The 25,727-nt window shown below is 68.8% G+C and carries 24 protein-coding genes and 1 tRNA gene; 10 read left to right on the forward strand and 15 right to left on the reverse strand.

Translation table 11 applies throughout. From position 1 onward, the window contains the following. Nucleotides 1-23: 23 nt before the first annotated feature. Genes MicroSTF_RS06730 through MicroSTF_RS06745 form a run of 4 tightly spaced genes read right to left on the reverse strand, consistent with a single transcriptional unit; the run spans nt 24 to nt 4,289 of the window. On the reverse strand, nt 24-803 hold the full coding sequence (locus tag MicroSTF_RS06730; RefSeq protein ID WP_021199974.1) for a 3-oxoacyl-ACP reductase: 780 nt from the start codon (nt 801-803) through the stop codon (nt 24-26). A gap of 39 nt (nt 804-842) precedes the next feature. Then, nucleotides 843-2,204: an aldehyde dehydrogenase family protein gene (locus MicroSTF_RS06735; protein WP_322954406.1), complete on the reverse strand. Its 1,362-nt coding sequence runs from the start codon at nt 2,202-2,204 to the stop codon at nt 843-845. Further along, entirely contained in the window at nt 2,201-2,953 is a 753-nt protein-coding gene (locus MicroSTF_RS06740) for a gamma-glutamyl-gamma-aminobutyrate hydrolase family protein (RefSeq protein ID WP_322954408.1), read from the reverse strand. Before MicroSTF_RS06740 ends, MicroSTF_RS06735 begins: the two co-directional genes overlap by 4 nt. Continuing rightward, entirely contained in the window at nt 2,934-4,289 is a 1,356-nt protein-coding gene (locus MicroSTF_RS06745) for a glutamine synthetase family protein (protein ID WP_322954410.1), read from the reverse strand. Before MicroSTF_RS06745 ends, MicroSTF_RS06740 begins: the two co-directional genes overlap by 20 nt. Nucleotides 4,290-4,445: 156 nt before the next feature. On the opposite strand from MicroSTF_RS06745, the gene MicroSTF_RS06750 reads away from it, so the two are divergent. Next, nucleotides 4,446-5,996: an amino acid permease gene (locus tag MicroSTF_RS06750; protein ID WP_021199978.1), complete on the forward strand. Its 1,551-nt coding sequence runs from the start codon at nt 4,446-4,448 to the stop codon at nt 5,994-5,996. Between the two features lie 63 nt (nt 5,997-6,059). Here MicroSTF_RS06750 and MicroSTF_RS06755 read toward each other — a convergent pair whose 3' ends face one another. After that, nucleotides 6,060-6,332: a metal-sensitive transcriptional regulator gene (locus MicroSTF_RS06755; protein WP_021199979.1), complete on the reverse strand. Its 273-nt coding sequence runs from the start codon at nt 6,330-6,332 to the stop codon at nt 6,060-6,062. Between the two features lie 105 nt (nt 6,333-6,437). Between MicroSTF_RS06755 and MicroSTF_RS06760 the strand changes: the two genes are divergently transcribed. Together MicroSTF_RS06760 and MicroSTF_RS06765 are read left to right on the forward strand one after the other, a co-directional pair. Beyond that, nucleotides 6,438-7,715 (forward strand): DUF445 domain-containing protein, encoded by a 1,278-nt coding sequence (locus tag MicroSTF_RS06760; protein WP_322954413.1) that lies wholly within the window; start codon nt 6,438-6,440, stop codon nt 7,713-7,715. A 2-nt stretch (nt 7,716-7,717) separates the two neighbouring features. Then, nucleotides 7,718-8,650: an arginase family protein gene (locus MicroSTF_RS06765; RefSeq protein ID WP_322954415.1), complete on the forward strand. Its 933-nt coding sequence runs from the start codon at nt 7,718-7,720 to the stop codon at nt 8,648-8,650. 45 nt (nt 8,651-8,695) lie between these two features. Here MicroSTF_RS06765 and MicroSTF_RS06770 read toward each other — a convergent pair whose 3' ends face one another. The 7 genes from MicroSTF_RS06770 to galU form a co-directional block, all read right to left on the reverse strand. Then, nucleotides 8,696-10,084 carry a HupE/UreJ family protein gene (locus MicroSTF_RS06770; RefSeq protein ID WP_322954417.1) on the reverse strand — a complete coding sequence of 463 codons (1,389 nt, stop codon included), beginning with the start codon at nt 10,082-10,084 and terminating at the stop codon, nt 8,696-8,698. Then, entirely contained in the window at nt 10,081-13,209 is a 3,129-nt protein-coding gene (locus MicroSTF_RS06775) for a LamG-like jellyroll fold domain-containing protein (protein ID WP_322954419.1), read from the reverse strand. The genes MicroSTF_RS06770 and MicroSTF_RS06775 overlap by 4 nt, the downstream gene beginning before the upstream one ends. Nucleotides 13,210-13,368: 159 nt before the next feature. Further along, the gene (locus MicroSTF_RS06780; protein ID WP_322954420.1) at nt 13,369-14,082 is read right to left on the reverse strand and encodes a GntR family transcriptional regulator; all 714 of its coding nucleotides are present in this window, start codon (nt 14,080-14,082) and stop codon (nt 13,369-13,371) included. Nucleotides 14,083-14,223: 141 nt separating this feature from the next. Further along, a tRNA-Ala gene (locus MicroSTF_RS06785) sits at nt 14,224-14,296 on the reverse strand. Nucleotides 14,297-14,348: 52 nt separating this feature from the next. Next, nucleotides 14,349-15,194, reverse strand: coding sequence for a hypothetical protein (locus MicroSTF_RS06790; RefSeq protein ID WP_167255763.1), 846 nt, complete (start codon nt 15,192-15,194; stop codon nt 14,349-14,351). Nucleotides 15,195-15,286: 92 nt separating this feature from the next. Further along, nucleotides 15,287-15,898: a GNAT family N-acetyltransferase gene (locus MicroSTF_RS06795; protein ID WP_021199986.1), complete on the reverse strand. Its 612-nt coding sequence runs from the start codon at nt 15,896-15,898 to the stop codon at nt 15,287-15,289. A 43-nt stretch (nt 15,899-15,941) separates the two neighbouring features. Beyond that, nucleotides 15,942-16,829, reverse strand: a complete 888-nt coding sequence (galU, locus tag MicroSTF_RS06800) for a UTP--glucose-1-phosphate uridylyltransferase GalU (protein ID WP_029267178.1) — start codon at nt 16,827-16,829, stop codon at nt 15,942-15,944. A gap of 41 nt (nt 16,830-16,870) precedes the next feature. On the opposite strand from galU, the gene MicroSTF_RS06805 reads away from it, so the two are divergent. The 3 genes from MicroSTF_RS06805 to mscL are packed head-to-tail and all read left to right on the forward strand — an operon-like array spanning nt 16,871 to nt 18,201. Beyond that, nucleotides 16,871-17,467, forward strand: coding sequence for a 5-formyltetrahydrofolate cyclo-ligase (locus tag MicroSTF_RS06805; protein WP_021199988.1), 597 nt, complete (start codon nt 16,871-16,873; stop codon nt 17,465-17,467). 14 nt (nt 17,468-17,481) lie between these two features. Further along, nucleotides 17,482-17,754, forward strand: a complete 273-nt coding sequence (locus tag MicroSTF_RS06810; RefSeq protein ID WP_021199989.1) for an FmdB family zinc ribbon protein — start codon at nt 17,482-17,484, stop codon at nt 17,752-17,754. 24 nt (nt 17,755-17,778) lie between these two features. Then, a complete protein-coding gene (gene mscL, locus MicroSTF_RS06815; protein ID WP_021199990.1) occupies nt 17,779-18,201 on the forward strand; it encodes a large conductance mechanosensitive channel protein MscL in 423 nt (140 codons plus the stop codon). Between the two features lie 135 nt (nt 18,202-18,336). On the opposite strand, the gene MicroSTF_RS06820 is transcribed toward mscL, so the two are convergent. Further along, nucleotides 18,337-18,540 carry a hypothetical protein gene (locus MicroSTF_RS06820; protein WP_315070740.1) on the reverse strand — a complete coding sequence of 68 codons (204 nt, stop codon included), beginning with the start codon at nt 18,538-18,540 and terminating at the stop codon, nt 18,337-18,339. Next, nucleotides 18,533-22,201: an AAA family ATPase gene (locus MicroSTF_RS06825; protein ID WP_322954428.1), complete on the reverse strand. Its 3,669-nt coding sequence runs from the start codon at nt 22,199-22,201 to the stop codon at nt 18,533-18,535. Before MicroSTF_RS06825 ends, MicroSTF_RS06820 begins: the two co-directional genes overlap by 8 nt. A 239-nt stretch (nt 22,202-22,440) precedes the next feature. On the opposite strand from MicroSTF_RS06825, the gene MicroSTF_RS06830 reads away from it, so the two are divergent. From MicroSTF_RS06830 to MicroSTF_RS06840, 3 genes are all read left to right on the forward strand, one after another. Then, nucleotides 22,441-22,953, forward strand: a complete 513-nt coding sequence (locus MicroSTF_RS06830) for a methylated-DNA--[protein]-cysteine S-methyltransferase (protein ID WP_021199993.1) — start codon at nt 22,441-22,443, stop codon at nt 22,951-22,953. A gap of 168 nt (nt 22,954-23,121) precedes the next feature. Continuing rightward, nucleotides 23,122-23,979 (forward strand): LuxR C-terminal-related transcriptional regulator, encoded by an 858-nt coding sequence (locus tag MicroSTF_RS06835; RefSeq protein WP_029258652.1) that lies wholly within the window; start codon nt 23,122-23,124, stop codon nt 23,977-23,979. Between the two features lie 97 nt (nt 23,980-24,076). Beyond that, nucleotides 24,077-24,421, forward strand: coding sequence for an Lsr2 family protein (locus tag MicroSTF_RS06840; protein WP_322956358.1), 345 nt, complete (start codon nt 24,077-24,079; stop codon nt 24,419-24,421). Nucleotides 24,422-24,466: 45 nt separating this feature from the next. Here MicroSTF_RS06840 and MicroSTF_RS06845 read toward each other — a convergent pair whose 3' ends face one another. After that, nucleotides 24,467-25,114, reverse strand: coding sequence for a MarR family winged helix-turn-helix transcriptional regulator (locus MicroSTF_RS06845; protein WP_081860086.1), 648 nt, complete (start codon nt 25,112-25,114; stop codon nt 24,467-24,469). 88 nt (nt 25,115-25,202) lie between these two features. On the opposite strand from MicroSTF_RS06845, the gene idi reads away from it, so the two are divergent. Beyond that, entirely contained in the window at nt 25,203-25,724 is a 522-nt protein-coding gene (gene idi, locus MicroSTF_RS06850; protein WP_029258655.1) for an isopentenyl-diphosphate Delta-isomerase, read from the forward strand. The last annotated feature ends 3 nt before the right edge of the window (nt 25,725-25,727 follow it).

Below are 25,727 nucleotides of genomic sequence, written 5' to 3' on the forward strand. Positions count from 1 at the left end.
TGTCACAGCGAGGTGAGGGGCGCTCACAGCGGGGTGACGTAGGCGTTCGTGATCCCGCCGTCGACGACGAAGGCGCTCGCCGTGATGAACGACGAGTCGTCCGAGGCGAGGAAGGCGACCGCCGCTGCGAGTTCCGTCGGCTCGGCGAAGCGTCCCATCGGCACATGCACGAGGCGCCGCTGCGCCCGCTCCGGATCCTTGGCGAACAGCTCCTGCAGCAGCGGGGTGTTCACCGGTCCGGGGCACAGCGCGTTCACCCGCACTCCCTGGCGCGCGAACTGCACCCCCAGCTCGCGGGACATCGCCAGCACGCCGCCCTTCGACGCGGTGTAGCTGATCTGCGAGGTCGCGGAACCGAGCAGCGCGACGAAGGAGGCGGTGTTGATGATCGACCCGCGTCCCGCCGGCACCATGTGACGCAGCGCGGCGCGGCTGCACAGGTACACGCTCTTGAGGTTCACGTCCTGCACCCGATCCCACGCCGGGAGCTCGGTCGTCTCGATCGAATCGTCGTCCGCCGGTGAGATGCCCGCGTTGTTGAAGGCGATGTCGATACGTCCGAACTCCTCGGCGACGCCGTCGAACAGCGCATTGACCAGATCTTCGTCGGCGACGTCGACCCGGCGGAACACCCCACCCACCTCGGCAGCCGCCGTCTCGCCCGTGGCCGGGTCGACGTCGGCGATCACGACGAACGCACCCTCCGCTGCGAAGCGCTGCGCGGTGGCGAACCCGATTCCGCTCGCGCCACCGGTGATGATGGCGACGCGGTCCTTCAGTCGCTGGGTCAGATCGATGCTCATGTGGGTTCTCCGTTCCGGATGGGGTGGGTTGCGCGACGATCAGGATTCATCGGTCGCGAAGAAGACGTTCTTGGTCTCGGTGAAGTGCTCCGCGGCGTCCGGCCCGAGCTCGCGCCCCAGCCCCGACGCCTTCATGCCGCCGAAGGGCGTGGAGTACCGCACCGAGGAGTGAGAGTTCACCGACAGCACGCCGCTGCGCACACCACGCGCGACACGCACCCCGCGCCCGAGGCTCTCGGTCCACACCGAGCCGGCGAGACCATAGGCCGTGTCGTTCGCCAGGCGGATCGCGTCGGCCTCGTCTTCGAAGGGCATCACCGCGAGGACGGGACCGAACACCTCCTGCTGGGCGATGCGGTCGGCGGGAGCCGCGAGCACGACGGCCGGCGCGAACCAGAAGCCGTCTCCCTCGGGCGCGCTCCCGCGGAACGCGATGTCGGCGCCGTCGAGGAACGAGGCGACGGTGTCGCGGTGCCCCGCCGAGATGAGCGGCCCCATGTCGGTGTCCTCACGCGCGGGGTCGCCCACGCGCCACGCGGTCACGGCCGGTTCGAGCAGCTCGAGGAAGCGGTCGTACACCGAGCGCTGCACCAGGAGCCGACTGCGTGCGCAGCAGTCCTGGCCGGCGTTGTCGAACACCGAGCCCGGGACTCCCGCCGCCGCCCGCTCGAGGTCGGCATCGGCGAAGACGATGTTCGCGCTCTTGCCGCCGAGCTCGAGCGTCACGGGCTTGAGCGCCCTGGCGCATCCGGCGGCGACCTCGATCCCGACCTCGGTCGAGCCCGTGAAGACCACCTTGCGCACGTCCGGATGCTCGACCAGGCGCTGACCGACGACGGAGCCCGAGCCCGTGACGACCTGGAACAGCCCCTCGGGGAGCCCCGCCTCGAGCGCGAGCTCGCCCAGGCGGATCGCGGTGAGCGGTGTGAGCTCGGCCGGCTTCAGCACCACGGCATTGCCCGCGGCGAGCGCCGGCGCGAACGCCCAGGACGCGATCGTCATGGGGAAGTTCCACGGCACGATGACGCCGATCACGCCGTAGGGGTCGTGGAAGGTGACGTCGAGGCCACCGGCCACCGGGATCTGACGCCCGGACAGCCGCTCCGGGTCGGCGGAGTAGTAGTTGAGCACCTGGGCCACGTGGCCGGCTTCCCACCGGGCCGAGCCGATCGGATGCCCGGAGTTGAGCACCTCCAGCTGCGCCAGCTCCTCGACCGCGCCCTCGACAGCACGGGCGAACGACCGGAGGGCATCGGCCCGCGCGACCGGGACGAGCGCCGCCCATCGGCGCTGAGCAGCGACGGCTCGGGCGATCGCGGCATCGGTCTCGGCGACGTCGGCCCTGGCGACCTCGCGGATCGCGGCCCCGGTCGACGGGTTGATGACAGTGAACGCGCTCATCGGGCGTCCTCCTTCCGCTCCGCGGCGTACGCACGAGCCTGTGAGACGAGATCTTCGAAGAGACGTCGGTCTTCGGCGTTCTCCTCCGGATGCCATTGGATGCCGACGACGTGACCGGCCGAGGTGTCGACGAACGCCTGCACGAGCCCATCGTCCGAGTGGGCAGCGGCGACCAGTCCTTCGCCGAGCCGGTCGATGCCCTGATGGTGATAGCTGTGCACGCGCACGTCTCCGGCGCCGAGGACTCCGGCGAGCGCGGTGTCGTCCGCGACCTCGATGTCGTTCTCGGCAAACACGCCTCCGCCCAGGCGGTAGCGCTCGGTGCCGAGCGTCTCGGGGAGGTGCTGCTGCAGAGTGCCCCCGCGAGCCACGTTGACGAGCTGCAGCCCTCGGCAGATCGCGAGCACCGGGATGCGTCGTCGCTCGGCCGCACGGAACAGCGCCAGCTCCCACGCGTCGCGGTCCACGCGTGCGGGATCGGTGAGCGGATGCCGCTCCTCGCCGTAGAGCTCGGGGGCGACATCCGCACCTCCGGAGAGGATCAGGCCGTCCATGCCGGCGATGGCGGCCTCCGCCGACGCCGGGTCCTGCGGCGGCAGCAGCAGCGCGATGCCGCCGGCATCCGTCACCCCGGTCAGATACTGCTCGGGCAGGAACGCCGCCCGCACATCCCACACCCCCTGCTGCGCCCGCTCGAGATAGGTCGTGACACCGATCATCGGTGCCGGGTCAGAGCCGCTCGAAACCACGGATGCGCTCCCAGTCGGTGACGGCGGCGTCGTAGGCCTCGACCTCGATGCGCGCCTGGTTCAGGTAGTGGTCCACGACGTCGTCGCCGAACGCCGCGCGGGCGATGGATGATTCGCTGAACAGCTGCGCCGCCTCCCGGAGGGTGGTGGGCAGGTGCTCGACGCCGGCTTCGTAGGCGTTGCCTGTGAAGCGCTCGGGCAACGGCAGCTCGTTCTCGATGCCGTGCAGGCCCCCGGCGATGATCGCCGAGATGCCGAGGTAGGGGTTCACGTCGCCGCCCGGCACCCGGTTCTCGACCCGGAGGCCGGAGCCGGAGCCGATCACGCGCAGCGCGCAGGTGCGGTTGTCGATGCCCCAGGCGACGCCGGTCGGGGCGAAGCTGCCCTTCGCGAACCGCTTGTACGAGTTGATGTTGGGCGCGTAGAGCAGGGTGAATTCGCGCAGGGTCGCGAGGATGCCGGCGATCCAGTGCTCCATGATCGGGCTGAACCCATGCTCACCGTCCCCCGCCATGACCGGGGTGCCGTCGTCGGCACGCAGGGAGAGATGGATGTGGCAGCTGTTGCCCTCGCGCTCGTTGAACTTGGCCATGAAGGTGAGTGCCTGTCCGTGCTGCTCCGCGATCTCCTTCGCGCCGTTCTTGTAGAGCGCATGCTGGTCGGCGGTCTCGCGCACCTCGGCGTAGCGGAACGCGATCTCCTGCTGCCCCAGATTGCACTCCCCCTTCACGCCCTCGCAGTACAGTCCCGCGCCGTCCATGCTGTTGCGGATGTCGCGCAGCAGGGGTTCGAGGCGCGTGGAGGCGAGCAGGTTGTAGTCGACGTTGTAGTCGGTCGACGGCGTGAGCCCCTCGTACTTGCGGGCCCAGGCTTCGCGATAGGTGTCGTCGAAGACGATGAACTCGAGCTCGGTGCCCGAGAACGCGGTCCAGCCCCGCTCGGCGAGACGGTCGCGCTGGCGATCGAGAATGGCTCGCGGCGATGGCCCCACCGGTTCACCGTTCCCCCACACCAGGTCGGCGATCACGAGCGCGGTTCCATCGAGCCACGGGATGCGGCGGAGGGTCGCGACGTCGGGCCGCAGCACCATGTCGCCGTACCCGCGATCCCATCCCGACATCGCGTAGCCGTCGACCGTGTTCATGTCGACATCGACCGACAGCAGGTAGTCGCACGCTTCGGCGCCGTGATGCAGGATGTCCTCCTGGAACAGCCTCGCGGAGACCCGTTTGCCGACCAGCCGTCCCTGCGCATCGGCGAAGGCGACGATCACCGTGTCGATCTCGCCGGCGGCGATGCCGGCATCCAGCTGCTCGATGCTCAGGTTTCCCGACATCTTCTCGCTCCCGTCGTCGTGGTGAAGCGATCGGCCGACCGGCTTCGCCCTCAGAGTAGATCACCTCGGCGTCTAAAGGTAGACGAAACCACCATTGACTGCCACAATCATCCGCAAGGTGCACCCGGCGCCTGTGTGCATGCGAACGGAGAGCGGATGTCTGAGCAGAGCAGTGAGTCCCGCAAGGTCGCTGGGGCGACCTATACACGTGCCGGAAGCGAGTACTTCGAGAAACGGACGCTGAAGAGATCCGCCGGCGTCTGGGGACTGTGGGGGCTCGCGGTCGCAGCCGTCATCTCCGGCGACTTCTCCGGATGGAACTTCGGTATCGACTTCGCGGGCTTCGGCGGGATGCTGATCGCCTTCGTGATCCTCGTCCTCATGTACTACGGCATGATCTTCGCGATCGGCGAGATGGCCGCGATGATGCCGCACACCGGCGGCGCCTACTCGTTCGCCCGTTCCGCGATGGGCCCGTGGGGCGGCCTGGTGACCGGCGCCGCCGAGACCATCGAGTACGTGGCGACCACGGCGGTGATCGTCTACTTCTCGGCGTCGTATGCGAACGGCATCACGAGCGAGCTGCTGGGGCTGGAACTGCCGGGGTGGCTCTGGTACCTGATCCTCTACGTCGTCTTCATCGCGCTGAACTCCGCGGGCGCGGCGATCTCCTTCCGCTTCGCGATCGTCGTGTCGATCATCTCGATCGGCATCATCCTGGTCTTCTCCCTGATGGCCATCTTCTCCGGCGCCTTCAGCTGGGACGCTCTCTGGAACATCGCGCCCGACCCGGGCCAGACCGAGTTCCTGCCACACGGAGTGCTGCCGATCCTGTTCGCTCTCCCGTTCGCGATGTGGTTCTTCCTCGGCATCGAAGAACTGCCCCTGGCCGCGGAGGAATCGCACAATCCCACCCGCGACATCCCCAAGGCCGGATTCTGGGCTCGCGGCACCCTCATCGTCACGGGTCTGCTCGTGCTGTTCCTGAACACGGGCGTGATCGGGGCCGAGGCCACGGGCACCGCCGGCGAGCCCCTGCTCGACGGCTTCCGCGCGATCGTCGGCGACCAGCTCGCCGCGGTGCTCGCCCTCTTCGCCCTGATCGGACTGCTCGCGTCCCTGCAGGGCATCATGTTCGCCTACGGCCGCAACATGTACTCGCTGTCCCGTGCGGGCTACTACCCGCGGTTCCTGTCCCTCACCGGCAAGCGACAGACCCCCTGGGTGGCTCTCGTCGTGGGTGCGGCGATCGGCTTCGTCGCCCTCATCGTGCTCGATGTGCTCGCGGCCGTCGACGCCGAGGGCGCGGGTTCGGTCGCCGGTGCGATCGTGCTGAACATCGCGGTCTGGGGTGCCGTGCTCGCCTACGGCCTGCAGCTGGTGTCGTTCATGATCCTGCGGAAGAAGTATCCGAACGTCGACCGCCCGTACCGCAGCCCGTGGGGCATCCCCGGTGCGGCCGTCGCGCTGGTGATCGCCGCGCTCATCTTCGTCGGATTCCTGCTGAATCCGACGTTCGGACCGGCGATCATCGCGATCGCGATCGTCTACGTCGTGATCCTGCTCGGGTTCGGGCTCTTCTTCCGCCACCGTCTGGTGCTCTCCCCGGAGGAGGAGTACGCGATCTCGGGCGGCTCGCACGGCGATCCGCAGACCGAGGGCTATGACGCCATGGAGGGTGAGGTGTTCGACGACAGCGGCAGGTGAGTCCGCGCACAGCGCCTCGACGAGTCGGTCGGGGCGCTGTGTCGTGCCCGACCCCGGAGCGCTCTACTTGCGGTCGAAGTCGAAGGCCTTGAGCAGCTCGACGACGGCCTTGTCGCGCTCCTCGCCGCCCTCGTCGAACATGTGCGTCACGTGCGTACGGAGGTGGTTCTCCAGCAGCAGCCGGTTCAGCGACTCCAACGAGCGCTGGATCGCACGGGACTGCGTGATGATGTCCATGCAGTAGTCCTCGTTCTCGATCATCCGCGCGACGCCGCGCATCTGCCCCTCGAGGATGCTGGTGCGGTGCAGCGCACGCTTCTTGATGTCTTCGATCACCCCTTGAGGGTACTCGTCTCTCCGGGTGCGCGGCTGTCTGCGCACCGAGACACCGCACCGTCGCCGGTCGGGACCGTCTGGGCAGCACCGTGAAAGGATGACGTCATGCCGCGAACACCGATGACGCAGCTCTCGCCCGCCGACCAGGAGCGCCTTCGCGCGCTCCGACGCATGAAGGCCGTCGCCCTCGGGGCTCTGGTGTTCATGGCCGTCGTGTTCGTGTTCGCCTTCGCGTTCCAGCAGCGGTTCGACGGGCTCGCCTATGTACGCGCCGCCGCGGAGGGCGGCATGGTGGGTGCCCTCGCAGACTGGTTCGCAGTGACGGCGCTCTTCCGCCGTCCGCTCGGGCTGCCCATCCCGCACACCGCGATCATCCCGAACCGCAAGGACGAGATCGGCCGCTCCCTCGGGGAGTTCGTGGAGACGAACTTCCTCGCAGCCGACGTGGTGCGCACCAAGCTGTCGAGCACGCGGATCGCGCTCCGCGCCGGTGAATGGCTGCGCGAGGCCCCGCACGCCGAGCGGGTGGGCACCGAGGGGGCGACGATCGCCACGGCCGTGCTCAATGCGCTGAGCGACGACGACGTACGCGACCTGATCACCGACCTCGCCCGCGAACACCTGGTCGATCCCGAATGGGGTCCGCCCGCCGGAGCGTGGCTGGAGAAGATCGTCGAGGCGGATGCCCATCATGGCGCGGTCGACCTCGCCGCCGACAGCATCGCCCGCTGGCTCGACGCGAATGCCGAGTCGTTCAGCGGCCTCGTCTCCCGACGCCTCCCCGGGTGGGTGCCGAAGCTCGCGCACCGGTTCGTCGACGACACCGTCTATCACGAGGCCGTCAAGTTCGTGCACGCCGTGCAGGCCGACCCGCGCCATCCGGCTCGTCTCGCCGTCGACGGCTACCTGGCGCGTCTGGCGGACAGCCTGCAGAACGATCCGGCCACGCGCGCGAAGCTCGAGAACGCCAAGGCCTCGCTGTTCGACAGCCCCCGTGTCGGCGCCCTGGCCGCCGAGGCCTGGAACACCGCGAAGAACGGCCTGCTCACGGCCCTCGCCGATCCGCAGAGCGGTCTGCGCCGCCGCGCCGTGCAGGCACTGCAGGAGGTCGGCGAGCGCCTCACGACCGATACCGCGCTGCAGAATCGGGTCGACACGTGGGTATCCGACGCCGCGGTCTTCCTCGTCGACCGTTACCGGCACGACATCGCCTCGATCATCACCGACACCGTCGAGCGCTGGGATCCGGCCGAGACCACCGAGAAGATCGAGCTCATGGTCGGCCGCGACCTGCAGTACATCCGCCTGAACGGCACGTTCGTCGGCGCCCTGGCCGGTCTCGCCATCTTCTCCATCGCCCACGCCCTGATCCCCGGAGTCTGACCATGTCCCCCTCCTCCCGACAGCTGAGTCACGACCCGCTCTGGCCGCGCGCCGGATCCTGGGCTGCCTTCGACACCGCCGCCGACGCCGTGCTGCTCGGCGTGCCTACCTGGCGCACCTCGCTCTCGCCGACGGGCGCGCACGCGACGCCCGCGGCCATCCGCAATGCGCTCCCCCGCTACGGGACGACTGTGATGGGGCCTCCCATGGTCGAGCTCGATGACGTGCTGCGCATCGCCGACGCCGGTGACGTCGCCGACCCGGACGGTTCCGCCGGTGAGGCGAGAGTCATCTCCCGCGTGCGCGATCTCGCCGCGGCCACGAGACTCGTGATCGCACTCGGCGGCGACAACTCGCTCACATATCCCGTGGCACTCGGCGCCGAGGCGACGGGACTGATCACCTTCGACGCGCACTTCGACCTGCGCGACGGCGTCTCCAACGGCACGCCCGTGCGGCGTCTGGTGGAGGACGTCCCCGGCTCATCCTCGCTGCACACCTCTCGGATCGACCCGACGAGGATCGTGCAGATCGGGATCGCCGACTTCGCGAACTCGGCCGCCTACGCCCGGCGCGCCGCCGACTGGGGCATCCGCGTCATCACACTCGACGAACTGCGCCGCCGCGGCATCGACGACGTGGTCGCGGAGGCGGTGGAGGTCGCCGGCGCCGGAGCCGATCCGCGCGTCCATCTCGACATCGATGTGGACGTGTGCGACCGCTCCGTCGCGCCCGGGTGCCCCGCGAGCGTTCCCGGCGGCCTGCAGGCATGGGAGCTTCGGGCCCTCACACGTGCCGTGGCTGCGGACGCCCGCGTCGTGAGTGCCGACCTCGCGGAGGTCGATGCGACCGCCGACGCCGACGATGCCCGCACCGTGCGGCTCGCGGCGCTGTGCGTGCTGGAACTGCTCACCGGGCTCGCCGCTCGCGGCTGAGACCACCGTGCGCCCACCCCCGTGTCGGAGGCGGGCGCACGCGGATCAGGCTCCGGCGATCAGCCTCTCGGCGAACCAGAACAGCCCGATCGCGGCGACCACAGCCGCGATCCAGAAGCCCGCCGACGGCAGCCGACGGCGCAGCAGCACGAACAGCGGGAACACCACCGCGATCACCAGGAGCTGCGCCAGCTCGATACCCACGTTGAAGACGAGGAGCGCCCCGAGCAGATCCCACGAGAACGGTTCGTCGATTCCCAACGCTCCGGCGAAGCCCACGCCGTGCATCAGCCCGAAGGCGAAGACCACGCCGATGCGCAGCAGATCCCCTCGGGTGAAGCCGTCGACCGCCGGTGCGGATGCCGGCGCCGCGAGGATCCGCTCACGCAGAGCGACAGCGGATCCTCCGGTCCCGGTGAGCGGCCGGCCTCGGAGAACCGGCACCTCCGCGAGACCGCTGCCCGAGCCTGCGTCGTCCACACCCCGTGCACGCCGGAACCGCCGCATCTCCCAGAGCGCGACGACGGCGATCGACAGGGCGATGGCCGGCTCGACGATCCAGGCGGGGATGCTCACCACCCCGAGGGCGGCGAGGATGAAGGTCGCCGAGTGCGCGACCGTGAACGCCGTCGCCGCCAGCACGATATCCCGGAGCCGTCGAGATCCGATGATCAGGGCCAGCAGGAACAGCAGGTGGTCGGGGCCGAGCAGCAGATGCTCCGCCCCCAGCACGAGGAACTCGCCCATCCGAGAGCCCCAGTCGGTCGTGGTGACCATCGAGGGGTTCGTGTCGGTGTCGAGGTTCGCCACCCCGGAGCCCGAGCGCACGTCGTAGTCGACGATGGTCGTCGTCATGCCGCCGGGAGCCGTTCCCGGAAACAGCTCGGTCGTGATCCGGTACGGCACCGGCATCGCCTCGACCTGGTCCGAGCAGTCGGCTTCGATCACCAGACGTGCATGCGGCACACCGTCGCGGATGACGATCTCGTAGGGCGCCACCACGGCACTGGGGCAGGCATCCGTCGGCTCACCCTCCTGCGCGACGCTCACCGAGAAACGCGGCAGCACGTATCCCTCGACCGTATCGGCATGCTCGGCGAGCACCGCGGGCGTGAGCTTCTCCGGGTCTCGACCGCTCGCCTGCACATCCGCGTAGGCCTCCTGCTCGAAGGCCGTGTCGCCCATCTCTCGCGCCCCGTCGGTGGCGAGAAGCACGTACTCGATGTCGAGCACGGTGCGCACGACGCCGCGTTCCGGTTCCGAGACATCGGCGAAGACGGTCGCCGAGTAGCTGTGCGCCGCGGCCGGGGCCGGGGCCGCCGCCAGCATGATGCTGACGGCGACCCCGGCGACGGCGACGGCTCCGGCGACGAGGGTGCGGATCGACGGTCGGGTGCGCGTCCGCGACGCCGCACGACGACGTGCTGTCGTCATGCCTGACCCTCCGTACGACGCCGCAGCCGCCGGACCAGGACCCCGCCACCGGCGAGCAGCAGCAGTCCGGCGAAGGCGAGCATCGTCGGGGCCGGGCCACCGGTCGCCGCCAGTGGATCGGACTGTCCACCGGCGGAGCCGCCGCCCTGGTTCGCGCCGCTACCGGGGCCGCCGCCAGGGTTACCGCCGGGGTTGCCACCGGGGTTACCGCCGGGGTTGCCACCGTCCGACCCCGCGATCGCCGTCACGGTGAACGTGACCTGGTTCTGCCGGGCGGCCGCGTCGGTCGCGATGTACTTCAGGGTGTAGGTGCCGGTCGCGGTCGGGGTGAACGTGTATCCGTCTCCGGCAGCCGCGGCGAGCGCCCGCAGGCCGGACGCCGGGTCGTCGACCGCCACGGGGGCACCCGACGGGTCGGTCACCTCGAGCATCGTGCTCACGCGTCCCGAGTTGTCCACGGCCTCGGCGCGCGGGGCGGTGTAGGCGGTTCCGACCGTGGCCTCACCCGCAGGTTCCGGGGCGACGCGCACGAGCGGCGGCATCGTGTCGAGTGCGGTGACCTCCCGTGTCGCGACGCGATACACGTCCTTGTCCGAGAGGGGAGCGCTGTAGACCTCGACTCCGGCGATCCGTCCGTCCATCGTGGAGTCGTCGAGCGCGCCCGAGGTGTTCGCGTCACCGCCGATCACCATGTAGCGCGCATCGGCCGCACTGGGCTTGACGGAGAACGACACCCCTTCGGTCTCGGCCTTGCGCACGCCGTCGACGTAGAGCCGCGCATCGTGACCGTCGTACCAGGCGGTCACGTGGTACCACTGGCCGTACTTCAGGCTGACCGTCGGACGCGGCGAGGCGTACCAGAACTGCAGCTCGTACGTCGTCGCGCTGGTGCCGACGGCTTCGAGGCCGATGCCGCCGCTCTGCATGCCACCGAAGACGTCGACGTAGCCGCCCGAGATCGAGTCGAGGCGGAACGTGGTGTCGAGGGTGAACCCATCCTGCAGTGCCGCGTACTCGGCGTCGGTCCACTTCGGTGTGCGGATGCCGGTGGCGGCTCCCTCCGCGCCGATCACGACGTCGGATCCGACGGTGGAATCGTTCTCGATCCGGACATCGGCGCCCGTGGCGAGCGGACGCGCGGCCGGGGAGGAGTCGGTCGCCACCCCTCCGGCGAACCCGACGTCCAGGAGATCAGCCGTCGGCACCGCGGCACGGAGGTCGTCGAAGGTCAGGCTGCTGGGGTCGAACGGACCTTCGCCATCGCCGCCCTCCGTGCTCGTGAACCGCGTCGTCAGCGCGGCGCCCTCCTTGCCCCAGGCGTTGATCGGGGTGACCCGCACCTCGTACTCCCGTCCGGGGAGCAGGTTCCACACTTCGTGGCTGCGGTCGACCGGCATCGGCAGGTTGTAGAACCCCGACCACTGCAGGAACGAGTTCACCTCCTCGCCGGTGGCGACGTCGACCGTCGAGTAGCGGTATTTGTGCACGATGTCGCCGACGGAGTTCGGCGCGGGCACGGCCTGCGGGAAGGAGGCCATCGCCTTCGTGCTCGCGATGTCGGCCACGGTCACTGCCGCACCCTCCGGCCAGATCGGGCCGGCGGACTGCGCTGCGCGGTGAGTGTTGTTGAACGGGAACCGCTCGTCATAGGACTTGGTCTCATCGACCGAGTCGGCCACGTCCCAGGTCCAGGTCTGGTCGATCCACTGGTCGGCGAGCAGGTCGTAGTTCTTGATGGTCACTGTCGTGCCGGTGATCTCGACGATGGCCGTCTGGCGGTTGTTGCCCGCATCATCCGGGGTGGTGTCGTTGCCGCGACTGGTCGGGCTCGAGTTCACGACGCCCGACTCGAACTCGTAGTACGCCAGCGGAGGCGCGTTCACGGTGGTGAAGCCCTGAGTCGACCGATCGCCGGACCGGTTCTCCTGGCCCTGCCAGATCGAAGTCGGGATGTTCTGCGGCGTGTGGATGTGGCCGCCCCAGACGACCGCCTGGGGGAAGTCGTCGAACACAGACTGAAAGCCGTCGCCGCAGCCGCTGGACAGGCCCGTGCCGTACCACTCGTTCGAGACGTAGTGCGTGCACTGGAGCGGGTGATGCACCAGCACCATGACGGGCTTGTTCGGGTCTTCGGCGGTGGCGGCGGCCAGCCTCTGCTGCAGCCAGGACTGGGCGTAGGCGTAGTTGCCACCGCTCGCTCCCGAGGGCTTGCCCGTGTCGGGGTCGATGGTGCCGCTGCCCGGCGACACCGTGATGACGTGGTAGCCGTTCACGGTGTAGTCGGCGTTCGGCTTCTGTCCGCCTGTGGCCTGAGTGAACAGGTCGTACGACGAGATACCCGAGACATCGTGGTTTCCGAGCGACGCGATCGCCGGGATGCCGAGGCCGGCCTTCGAATCCATCGTCTGCTTGAGGCCGGCGAACTCACCCGGCGTCGCACTGTTGGTGAGGTCGCCGACGAACAGGGCGGTCTGCACGTTCTCCTGCGCCCAGAAGTCGTACGCCTCGGCGAGCTCGTCCCAGTTGACGTGGATGTCGCCGATCGCCGCGAAGCGCACGTCCGGTCCTCCGGCCTCGGCGGCCGGCGCAGCGCTCACGCTCGGCTTCGCCACCTTGTCCGCATCCGGAGCCCCGGTCACCGTGATCGTGCGGGTCTCCGTGCTCACGCCGCCTGCGGCATCGCTGATCGAGTAGCCGACGACGTAATCACCGGGGACGGTCGGGGTGAATCGATACCCGCCGGACTCCTCCGGCATGACCATCGTGACCACACCGGACGGGTCTTCCACCGTGACGACGAGCTCGCTCGCGGAGCCGTCGACATCGGCAGCCGAGGCCGAAGGAAGCAGCACAGCGCTCCCCACCCGACCGCTGGTCGGTGCCTCACCCTCGAGGCGGATGATGGTGCCGCCCGTCTCGGTGGCGGGCGACACGTCTTCGGGATCGGTCACGGCGAGGGTCGCGTTCGACGTGGTGACGACCGGTACGGCCACCGACGCAGCAGCCGGGAGCACAGGCCCCGCGATACAGGCGGCGACGGCGACGAGCGATGCGGGGCGGAGGAGCCGCGCGAATCCGCGGCGAGAAAGGGACGGATCGGGGGCGGGCGGTTTACGACGAGACACGGAGCATCCTCTGTGAGACGAGAAGAAATCGGACTCCCCCAATCGACCGCCGCAAGATGACGCCGGGGTGAACACCGGCCGACGCAGACGTGTCATCGGCCGCCCGCGCGGCGATCCGGGCGACCCGGTGCGCACAGTGGGCGCGGTCGCGCGACCCGTTCAGTCCTCGCCGGGGAGCGCGGCCGCTCCGAAGGCCTGCGCTTCGAAGGAGATCGTGTGCGGAACGTAGCGATCCTCGGCGCATTCGACGGGTCGGCCGTTCGAGGCGAAAGTCTCGCGTCGCACCTGCAGGAGCGGACTGGATCTGCGCACTCCGAGCAGACGCGCATCCTCAGTCGCCGCAGCCACCGCTTCGATCCGATGGTTTCCCGACGAGACCACGATCCCGGCGTCTGCGAGCACCCGCGTCGTGGAGACCACGTCACCCGGAAGACCTGCGACGTGCGGAACCACCCAGGGCGCCCATGTCGAGCGCTCCACCATCACGGGGCGCTGGTCGAGTGTCCGCACACGGGTGAAGGTCAGGACGTCTGCGTCCGTGCGGATCCCGAGCAGTCGCGCTTCTCGCGCCGTGGCCTTCCGCGTCGTGCGGGCCACGATGCGTCCACCGGGGGTGCGCCCGCGGCCACGCGCCCACTGGGTGAACGAGCGCATCCGGTCGAACCCTTGCGGCTGGCTGGGTTGCACGAACCACCCGGAGCCTCGGTGCGACTCGACCAGGCCCTGGCGCGCCAGGGTGGCGAGCACGGTGCGGATCGTCCGTCGAGAGACCCCGTGGAGGGCGGCCAGCTCCATCTCGCTGGGAAGCCCTGCACCCCCGGCGTAGGTGCCGTCGAGGATCTGCGCGCGAAGGAGCGCGAGCACCTCACTCATCGGCCGCATGCGATCGCATCACGGTGTTGTCGAGCGGAGCGCTCCCGGGTGGCGACGGCACAGCTCACTCTAACGCCCGCGTGCAGGTGCCAGGAGATGACTGAAGCCCCCGGGCATGTGCCTGGGGGCTTCAGTGTTCGGTGGACCTAAGGGGATTCGAACCCCTGACCTCCTCGATGCGAACGAGGCGCGCTACCAACTGCGCCATAGGCCCGTGAACGACATCTACGCTATCACGACGGAGAAGCTGTTCGCGCCGCGGACGGTCATCCGGCGGCGCGGCGCGAGAGCAACTCGCGCACGTGCGCTTCGATCTCGGCGTCGTCGACGAAGCCCATCCGCGCATACGGCGACGAGGCCGCAGGAAGGGGCACCGGCGCCTCGGGCGCCATCTGCTCGGCGCGTTCGCGCAGGGCGGCGACGCGCGCGGCCTTGCGACGCTGTTCCTGCGCCTCCAGCTGAGCTTGCGCGGCCTGCGCCCGAGATCCGGCCACCGATACCAGGGGCTCCGGCAGCGGACGCGGTGTCCACGTCGCCCGCCCCTGGTCGTGCAGCTCGGGAGCGACGCGCGGGGCGGCCGGCGTGGCCACCACGTGCGTGGCGCGTGCGACTCGACCGGCGACAGCGGCCATGCGCTGCAGGGCGATGCCGGCGACGACGACGGCGGCGCCACCGATCCACAGCAGCGCCGAGCTCCCGGCAGCCAGGAGCTGCCACACACCGAGGCCGGCGATGACGAGTCCGACGAGGAGGGTGCTGGTCGCGGCGACACGGACACGTCGACGTGCCCGTGCCCGTCGGATCACGGGATCGGCCCTGGTCGCCGCGAGTTGCTCACGAAGGGACTCGAGTTCGGCAGCCTCACGTTCGGACTGCACCCGCTTGGCCAGCTTCTGCTGGGCCAGCGCGGTGCGCGCGTTCAACTCGAAGCGCACTTCACCGGGAGTCTCGCTCGTCTCGGCAAGCACACGCAGGGCCTGGTTCAGCCGCACCGCGTTGCGTTCAGCGGCGTTGTATTGGAATCGCCCCCGCCAGGATGGCAGCAGATAGAGCATCCAGAGCAGCACGGCGACGAGCACGATCACTCCCCCGCTCAGCACCGGCCCGTCCATACCGACAACGCTAAGGGCTGGAAGCTGGCTGGGCCGTACAGTAAGGCGCGTGTCGCGGCGTGTCCGTCCGGATCAGGACCAGATGACCCTTTTCACTGCGAGATGCGGTCGGAGGGGGGCACCGTTGCGGCGTCAGGCGGCACCTGACCGCTGAGCCAGCGTGCGAGCACCCCTTGCGGCACATCTTCCTTCGTCAGGGCGAACGCATAGTGGTCGCGCCAGTCGCCGTCGATATGGATGTAACGACGACGCAGCCCCTCGTACCGGAACCCCAGCTTCTGCACGATGCGCAGACTCGCCGCGTTCTCCGGCCGGATGCAGATCTCCATGCGGTGCAGTCCGTACTCCGTGAAGCACGCGTCCGTGGCCATCGCCACCGCAGTCGGAGTGATCCCCCGGCCGGCGAACCGCTCGCTCACCCAGTACCCGATCGTGGCCGAGCACAGCGAGCCGCGGGACACTCCCCACACGTTGAGCTGTCCCGCGACCTCGCCGTCGTACTCCATGACGAACGGATAGCCCGAGCCGTCACGATACTGCTGGAGCAGGCGTCGGATGCTGAGCCTCATGTCGAACGACACCGAGCCGTAGGGGACGGTCGCCTCCCACGGCTGGAGCCACGACCTGTTGGCGAGCAGTTCATGCTGCAGCGGTCGCGCATCCTTCGCACGGACGAGCCGCAGTTCTATGGGTCCGTGTCGCATTCCCGTCGCCAGATCCATGCCGCACCGACGCCCGCGGAGTCGCCTAGAGGCGTTCCGCGAACTCCTTGAGCCAGGGACGCAGCTCGGGCCCGAGGTCATCGCGGTCCGCGGCGAGCTGCACGATCGCCTTGATGTAGTCGACGCGGTCGCCGGTGTCGTAACGGCGTCCACCGAAGATGACGCCGACGACACCGGGGCCGTCGGGATCGGTCGCGAGCACCTGGAGTGCGTCGGTGAGCTGGATCTCTCCGCCCTTGCCGGGCTCGGTGTGCTCGAGGATGTCGAAAACCGACGCCGGGAGCACGTAGCGGCCGATGATGGCCAGGTTGGACGGAGCGTCTTCCTGCGCGGGCTTCTCGACGAGACCGGTCACCCGGACGGCGTCGGACCCCTCGAGCGGCTCGACGGCGGCCGCACCGTACATGTGGATGTTCGCGGGGTCGACCTCCATGAGCGCGATCACGGCCGCGCCCGAACGCTCGTGCTCGGCGATCATGTCGGTGAGGAGCGGGTCGCGCTCGTCGATGAGGTCGTCTCCGAGGAGCACGGCGAAAGAGCTGTCGCCGACGTGGGTGCGCGCACGCAGGACCGCGTGACCGAGCCCCTTCGGCTCGCCCTGGCGGACGAAGTGGATGTCGGCGAGATCGCTCGACTTCATCACGCGCTCGAGACGACCGGTATCGCCCTTCTCCATGAGCTTCACCTCGAGCTCCGGCACGGAGTCGAAGTGGTTGGAGATGGCGTTCTTGTTACGGCCGATGATGACGAGGATGTCGTCGATACCGGCGTTCGCCGCCTCTTCGACGACGTATTGGATCGCCGGCTTGTCGACGACGGGCAGCATCTCTTTGGGCATCGCCTTCGTCGCAGGGAGGAATCGCGTCCCCAGGCCTGCGGCGGGAATGACGGCTTTGATCTTGTGGTCAGCCATCTTGCCAGCCTAGTGGTGAGCGCCGACGTAGACTCGGAGCCATGTCGAACGACGTCGAACATGCGAAGCGTGCACTCCGCGCCGAACTCCGCGAACGACGCCAGCTCCTCTCCGACACGCAGCGCGACGCCGCGGCCACGGCCATCGGCGAACGCCTCGACGCCCTGATCGACGAGCTCGGCGCCCGCTCCATCTCGTGCTTCCTGTCCACCACCACCGAGCCGGGCACCCGTGAATTCGTGACCAGGGCCGTGCGGCGCGGCATCCGCGTGCTCCTCCCCGTCACTCGCGCCGATGGGCTGCTGGACTGGGCCGTGGCGACCGACGACGACGAGGTCAGCGAGGGGCTGTTCGGTCTGCCCGAGCCCACGGGCGAGGTGCTGGGCCCGATCGCCGTCAACGACGTCGACCTCATGATCGTCCCCGCTGCCGCTGTCGATCGCACCGGGATGCGCATGGGCTGGGGACGCGGCTACTTCGACAAGACCATCGGCTCGATGGAGAAGTGCCCGCCCGTCTATGCCGTGATCTATGATTCCGAGGTACTCGACGAACTTCCGCGCGAGGTGCACGACCAGCCCGTGGATGGCGTCGTGACCCCGTCGCAGACCCTCACCCTGTCGCCGCGGCGACGCTGATCGCAAGGACCCCCATGCCCACCTACGCCTATGCCTGCACCTCGTGCGGACACAAGTTCGACGCCGTGCAGAGCTTCGCGGACGACGCTCTCACCGTGTGCCCCGAATGCGGTGGCGCGTTGCGCAAGCAGTACGGCTCGATCGGCGTGACCTTCAACGGCTCCGGCTTCTATCGCACGGACTCGCGCGCCAAATCCGGTGGATCGAAGGATGGTTCGGCATCATCGAAGACGGAATCGACGACGAGCGCCAAACCGGCGGCTGCGTCGACTCCGGCCTCTTCCTGAGGCCCCGATCTGTTGGGGGATCCCATGCTCAAAGGTTTCAAGGACTTCCTGCTCCGCGGCAACGTCATCGACCTGGCCGTCGCTGTCGTCATCGGTACGGCTTTCACCGCGATCGTCACGGCCGTCGTGAACAGCATCATCAACCCGCTCATCGCGCTCTTCCTGAAGGCGGATGCCGCCGGTCAGTTCGGCATCCCCGTGACGAACATCTACGGCGAGACCGTCACGTTCCCCATCGGCGAGCTGATCTCGGCGATCATCAGCTTCCTCGCCGTCGCCGCCGTCGTCTACTTCGTCTTCGTGCTGCCGATGAACACGTTCAAGGCCCGCGTCGAGGCCCGCAAGGGCACTCCGGCCGAGGAGCCCGAGGAGGAGCCGGCCGCCTCGACCGAGTCCGAGCTGCTCGTCGAGATCCGCGACCTGCTCAAGGCACAGCGCGGAGCCTGACCGCCTCCGCTCGCACCCGAGACGCACGGTCCTCTTCGGAGGGCCGTGCGTCTCTGGTTCCGCGGCCCCGAGAACCGACACGGCGTTCAACGACAGCAGCGCCCCGTCATCCGGCGACTCCGTTCTTCCGACGCTTCAGTAGTGCGGCGGCACGTCCTGGATCAGTTGGTCGTCGTTCGGCCCCTTGCCGCCCTTCGGCCGTGACCGCGGAGGCATCGCGGCCGGGCCGGACTCCGGCTCGGGGTCGCTCCCCGGCACCGGGGTCAGGCGGGCACGCCGTGAACCGGTGACCCGCACCACGCGCTGGCGCGGCGTCGGGGTGTCGGACTGGTCAGTCATCGCGGGTGTCGACGATGTCGATCGGCTGCGTGTCGTTCTCCGCGCGCGGCGTCGACTCCGAGATGCCGAGAACCGCGGCGATCCGCGTCGCGGCGGTCACGGGGTCGCTGTAGAGATCGAAGGCGTGCACGCGCACATAGTGCCAGCCCAGACGACGCAGCACGTGCGGTCGCAGCCGCAGCGTCTCCCGCAGAGACTCGCCCCGCGTCTCCGGGTCGGACTCGATCACGACCGCCTTGCCGCCGTGCTGTGCCACCAGGGGCAGCAATCCGCGATAGTCGACGTCCACCGAGGCGCCCAGACGCCGCAGCTCCCGCGCGAGGGCGAGGGTGAGAGGATCGGCAAGGTCTTCCAGGCGCGCGTCTCGGCTGCGGGCGGCCAGTCCGCCGAGGATCGACATCAGCGTCGCCGCTCCATGCTCCAGGCGTCCGTCGTCGAAGGAGGAGGGACGGATCGAGGAGACGAGCACCATCGAGCGGCGCGCGCGCGTCATCCCGACAGTGAGGAGTCGCTCTCCGTCGGGAGTGGAGAGATCGCCGAAGTCGCTCAGCACCCGACCGTGCTTGGTGAGTCCGAAGCCGAGCGAGAAGATGACGCGGTCACGGCTCTCGGCGACCGACTCCTCGAGCGTCAGCACCGCGAACGGCTCGACCGTGTCGCGTCCGACGAAGTCCGCGACGTCGGAGCGCCCGGCGAACGCCGAGGTGACGGCGGCGCGTACGCGCTCGGCATGGCGCGCGCTCGCGGTCACGACCATGAGCGATTCGGCAGGACGATGCACGGCGTGCTCGACCACCAGCGTCACGACCCTCGCTACTTCGGCGTCCGGACTCTCGACGGCGCCGGAGATCGGATCCGGTGTTCCCGTGCCGCCCTCCACGTAGTCGACCGTGAGGCTTCCGCGACCGAGATACGAGCCCGCCCAGGGAAGCGACACGATCTCGCCGCCGTAGAAGGCATCGTTGATGAGCTCCGCGAGGTCTTCGCCGCCCGCACGGTAGCTGCGGGTGAGCGTCATCACCGGCAGGAGCTCGGAGAGCCGCTCGAAGGCCGAGACGTCGTCGAACGGCACCTCGGCCTCCCACGACTCCTCCGGGTCCACCGCGATGCGGAACGGCGTGGGACGCTGCGTCACCGGGTCGCCGAACGCGACGATCTGGCGCGCGCGCCGGATCGCCGGGGCGGCCTCTGCGAGGTTGATCGCTGCGGCATCGACCAGGATCACCGTGTCGAACTCCACCGAGTCCGGAATCTCCGGCACCAGGTACGGCGACGAGATCCAGACCGGGGCGAGCACGTCGACGAGGGTGGGCGCGGCACTGACGACCTGCGCGGTCGTGGTCGCCGACTGCGTCAGCGCACGGCGCAGGTGCTGCGACTGCTGCGGCTCGTCGACGATCGCGATCCGCCACTGGTTGGCCAGCTGCCAGGCGAGCAGCGGTCCGGCCATGGCGGCGTGCGCCTCATCGACCAGCCGGAAGTCGCGTTCGAGCCGATCGACGACTGCGGTGTTCGCGCCGAGGAGGGCGCGGTTGTCCTGCAACGCGCGCTCGAGGAGGGACTGCCACCACGCGAACTCGAGTTCTTCCCCCACCTGGGATTCGGAGACATGGCGCACGGAGAGCTCGGCGAGCAGCGGCTCCAGCCCGAGCAGAGCGAGTCGGTCGCGCAGCTGGGCGCGTTCGACGAGGTTCTCGAAGACATCGGACTTGGCGGCCAGTCCCGCGAGCGTGCGCACGAGTCGCGCCACCGGGAGCGACGCCAACGGCTCGCGTCGTCCGAGTGCGGCGTCGAGCTCGGCGAGCTCGGCCTCCACCCGCTGCCAGGCCACGTACACGTCGGCGAGACCGAGGGGGATCTCGGGCGCGACGCCCGCCTCGACGCACCGCTGCCACTGCGTGCGCTGCGCCTGGATGCGCAGCAGCGCCTCGTGCATCTCCGTGACGTGCACGCCCGGACGGACGTACTCCTTCGCGAGACGCCGCAGCCGACGTCTGTTCGCCCCGGACAGCCCCGGCGCGTCGCGGCGCGAACCGTGGGCCTGGATGAGCTCGCCCAGCGGCCGCTCGAACACCGTCGGGCTGAACCGGTCCAGCGAGTCGCGGATCCCCTGCAGCAGACGCAGGTACTCACCCAGTTCGTCGATGGTCGAGAACGGCCGCATGTGGGTCTGGGCGATCAGCTCGTAGCCGCGCTCGAGAACGGCGGGAACGCTGTTCGCGTGCAGTCGACCGGCGAGCTCGTGGGCGGCACGAGCGGCCTCGGTGCTGGAGAAGGTGACGCCGTACCACGGCGAGTCGTTCGGTCCGAAGCGGAACTCGCCGAGACGGGCCGCCTGGGCGAGCGCCTCGGCGGCCTCGGTGCGATCGGCGGCGAGTCGACGCAGGGCATCGGGGCCGAGTCGGGCAGTGGTCGACGGCGGCACGGGCAGCGACGCCAGCCGTGTCAGCTGACGGGTGGCGTCGAGCACCGAGGCGTCCAGTCCGGCGACGGGTGCGCTGAGCGCCTGACGGTAGTCGCGCAGGACGGTCCGCAGACGCACGAGTGCATCGTCGACCTCGCTGACCTTGGGCGCCGTGGCCTTCTCATTGCGTCCGATGGCCCTGACCAGATCGCGCCGCACGCTCGCCGGCGAGATCGCCAGGCTGTCGAGGCCGATCCCGGCGAGTCGGTGACGCACCCCGTCCAAGGTGGAGCGCCGCGCGGAGACGACGAGCACGCGCTTGCCGCCGCGCACCAGTTCACCCAGCGCGTTGATCACGGTCTGGGTCCCCCCGGTTCCGGGAAGGGTCGCGACGGTGAGGGAATGCCCTGCCGCGATACGGGCCAGCACTGCTTCCTGCTCCGCGTCCGCATCCAGGAGGAGGTTGTCCGAGGCCGGAGCGCGATCATCCGGGCCGATGTGATGCGGGATGGCTCGCGGAGCGGTGACGCGCTCGCGGTCTCCCACGTGACCGGCCAGGGCGTTCAGCACCGGATGATCGAGGCTGCCCCCGTCGCGGGACATCAGTCCTGACACATCGGCGAACGTCGAGACCACCAGACGCGGTTCGACCGAGAACGTGTCGATCGAACGCGTCATCGCGCGCAGACTGTCGATCACGGGTTGCGGCTTGAAGATGCCGCCGTCGTAGGCCAACGCGGCGAGCGCGGTGGCATCGATCGTGAGGCCGAAGTGGTCGCGAGCGATCCGCACGAGTTCGGGATTCACCTCGAAGGTGCCCTGCAGCTTCAACTCGAAATCGGAGTGGTGGCGGCGGATCGCCAACGGACGCAGCAGCACGGGGGCCGCGAAACCCGCTCCCCCGATGCGCCACCGGGCGACTCCGACGGCGAGGTGCACGGCTTCGATCCCGCGGACGGTACGGAGCTCGGTGTTCTTCGCGGTGATGCGCTCCGCGGCGAGTCGAGCGGTCCGCAGCCCGACCTCGTCGCGGAAGAGATTCGAGAGGAGAGTCGACTTGCCGGTGATGAACTGCGGCAAGCTCCCCGGGTGCGCCTTGGAGATGTCGATGCCCGACTCCGGGCTGTCACGGAAGCTCACGAGCGGCGAAGGGCCACCGAGATCGGCTGCCTCGGCCCTCAGACGCGTCCGCTCGGCCTCTGCGGCGTGTGCGATGTCGAGGCCTGTCGTGGTTCCGTGCAGATCGCTGATCGACACAGCAGCATCCACCGCTGTGTCGTCCGCAGACTTGTCTTCACGTCGCCACACACTGACACCCTAGGCGTGCGACCTGCGGAGACGGGGTATCCCAGGCGGGTTTCCGCCGAATTTCCGGCGATTCTGCGCTACGTAGGGGGTGGCGCACTTCTCCTGCCCGATGTGAACCCGGGTCGCGTTCTCCACTCGGAACGTCAAGCATGCGGTTCCGCGTCGAGCCGAGCGGACAGGATGGGGGCATGACGTTCCGCTACGACTTCGCCCCGACGCCGTTCGGGGATGCTCTCGCGGTGTTCTCCGACGAGGGCATCGTGCGATTCGACCTCTCCGAGTCCGAAGACCCGCGCGTGCCCTGGCTGCTCGAAGGCGTGTCCCATCAGTTGAGAGCAGTGCCAGAGCCCGACCCCGGAGCCGCCGACGAACTCGCTCATCTCCTGTCCGACTACTTCGACGGCGAGCCGGTGCGTTTCGACAGGCACATCCGCCTCGACTGGCGGCTCGTCGACGGGTTCGCCCTCGCCGCGCTGCAGACCATCTGCAGCATCGAGTGGGGCCAGACCATGAGCTACGGGGAGGTGGCGATCCTCGCGGGTCACCCCGGGGCTGCGCGCGCCGTCGGCACCGCGTGCCGCATCACCCCCTTCTCGATCATCGTGCCGGTGCATCGGGTGGTGCGCTCCGACGGCAGCGCAGGGCAGTACGGAGCGCACCCCGAGCGCAAGCGGTTCCTGCTCGACCTCGAGGCGCACTGAGGTCGGCAGGCCACGTCGTGGACCCGGCGAGTAGGCCGCCGGGTCCACACGCTTCCCCTGGGAGCCGATGGATCCGACGCCGTCCGCGACGACGACGGTGACGATGACACGGGTGATATCGTCGACGCTACGAAACGGGGAACAGCGTCACCCCGGAAGTAGGTAGTCGTGTCCTCACCCGTCACCCGCGAATCCGAGGCGGATCTCGTCGCGAACGCCGTGCGCGAGCTCGCCAGGCGGACGCGCTTCCCCGTCGCGTTCGGCGGTCTCATCGAAGAAGGCGTCGTGAGCGTCACGAGCATCGTCGGTGCGCGCACGCGGTCGCTGGACGGGCTCCGGGTGCGACCCGAGCGCGGGCTCGGCGGGCGGGCCATGATGGAGCTCCGCCCCCGGATGACGAGCGACTACGGGTCGTCACAGCAGATCACGCACGACTACGACGTGTTCGTCCTCGGCGAGGGCCTGCGCACCCTCCTCGCGCTGCCGATCGTGGTCCACGGCCGTTCCCGCGGAGTGCTGTACGCCGGCGGATGGGATGAGGAGCGGGTAGGCGGTGTGACCACGGCACCCGCCATGCAGGTCGCGCAGGCCGTCGCCGATGAGCTGCGCATCCGCGACGAGGTGCAGCGCCGTCTGCAGGAGACCACGCGCGGCGACGAGGTCGTGGCGCCGGCACAGCGCGAGGAGCTGAGGCAGAGCTTCGCAGAGCTGCGGAGCATCGCCGCCTCCGTGGAAGACGCGGATGTCCGCGACCGGATCGCGCAGGTCGAACGACGACTCATGACCCTCGCCGGTGACGTCGCATCACCCGCGACGAGCCCCATCCCCACCGTCCACCTGTCTCCGCGAGAGACCGATGTCCTCGCATGCGCGGCTCTCGGTTCGACGAATGCCGAGATCGCCGCGCAGCTCGGTCTGCGCGAGGGGACCGTCAAGGCCTACCTCGGCACGGCGATGTCGAAACTCGACGCCTCGACTCGTCATGCCGCCGTGGCGAGGGCTCGCCGCGCCGGACTTCTCCCCTGACCACACAGAATTGATTTATTGCGTATTGCGCGTCACATTACCGCGGCTCGCTATTCGCAACTTGTCGCATTTCCTCGGAGCGAGTAAGGTCGCGATCATGGCGAGAAGAATTGTGCATCAGCTGGTCGACGACATCGATGGCAGCGTCCTGGAAGTGGGCGAAGGCGAGACGGTGCATTTCTCGCTCAACGGCACGGCATACGAGATCGATCTGAATGCCGCGCATGCGGATGAATTGCGTTCGGCGTTGGCGCCTTATGTGGCAGCAGGCCGAAAGGCCGGCTCGTCGAATTCTCAGCGCGCGACATCGACTCGCAAGCGACCTGCACGAAACCCTGAGGTCGCGGCCATCCGCGCGTGGGCGAACGAGAACGGACACAAGCTCTCCGAGCGTGGCCGCATTCCCGCGCAGGTCGTCGACGCGTACAACGCGGCGCACTGATCGCAGACCGAGATCGTCGAGTTCCCCTGTTGAAGCGGGGGAACTTTACGCCCCTTCCTGCACCCAGGCTTCGTCGCGGAGCGTGATCTCCTCCGTCATATCCGTGAGGAATCGGATCACGGTTTCCCTTTCAGCGGGAGTGAGACGGGCGGCAGAATAGAAGCGCTTCGCCTGCTGACGACCGACCGTCTCCATTGCTGCATGTCGCGTCTCCGCGGTGATGGTGATCTCCAGTGCCCTGCGGTCGGTGGGGTGAGGGGCACGCGTGATGTGGCCTCCCTGCTCCAGACGATCGAGGAGCTTCGTGGTCGCCGCAGTCGAGACACCGAGGTGGTGCGCGATTCCCCCCGGCGTCGCCACCAGGTTCCGGTTCGCGCACACGATCAGATAGTGCAACGCACGCATGTCCGTCTCATTCAGACGCATGTATCGACGTGACGCCTGGGACAGCGCCTGCTCGGCTTCGCGCAGTCCGGCGAGCGACTCCATCACCCGGGCGATCTGCTTCAACTCCTCCGGCGGAACACCGCTGCGATCGATCAGGACGCTGCGGGGATCACTTGCCTCGACGTCGTAGATCGCCGAATGGACGAGCCCGTCAGGCGTATCCGCGGACGTTCGCGATCCGCCGTCGCCGACGGGGAGCGAATCCTGCGCGCCCGCGTGCGGGCTGGTGCCGGGCTCCGTGGTCATGCGATCATGTTACACACCAACAGTTTCATGCTAAGTTGACTACTCACCAAGTTAGCTAAATATGAACGCTCGAGATCTGGGAGATGCCATGGACGACGTGACCCTCCTCGCCGAAGACGGGACAGCTCTCGGCACGCTCCCGAAGAGCGAAGTCCACACGAGAGACACTCCCCTGCATCTCGCCTTCTCCTGCTATGTCCTCGACAGGGAGGGGCGGCTGCTCCTCACTCGTCGAGCGCTCGCGAAGAAGACGTGGCCGGGCGTCTGGACGAACAGCTTCTGCGGTCATCCACGACCGGACGAGACGATGGACGAGGCCGTGCGCCGACATGGCGTCGGCGAGCTCGGCATCCACCTCACCGAGATCCGCATGGCACTCCCCGACTACCGCTATCGCGCGGTGGATGCGAGTGGCATCGTCGAGAACGAGATCTGCCCCGTGCACGTCACGATCCTCGACGGCGACCCGGCCGCCAATCCCGATGAGGTGTCGGAATGGATCTGGGTCGAAGTCGATTCGCTGATCGAGGCTGTCACGCATGCACCCTTCGCGTTCAGCCCCTGGCTCGTGGAGCAGCTGCCGCAGCTGCGACAACTCGGCGAGGTGTGACGC

Source organism: Microbacterium sp. STF-2, from assembly GCF_034650155.1.
GTDB classification, from domain to species: domain Bacteria; phylum Actinomycetota; class Actinomycetes; order Actinomycetales; family Microbacteriaceae; genus Microbacterium; species Microbacterium maritypicum_A.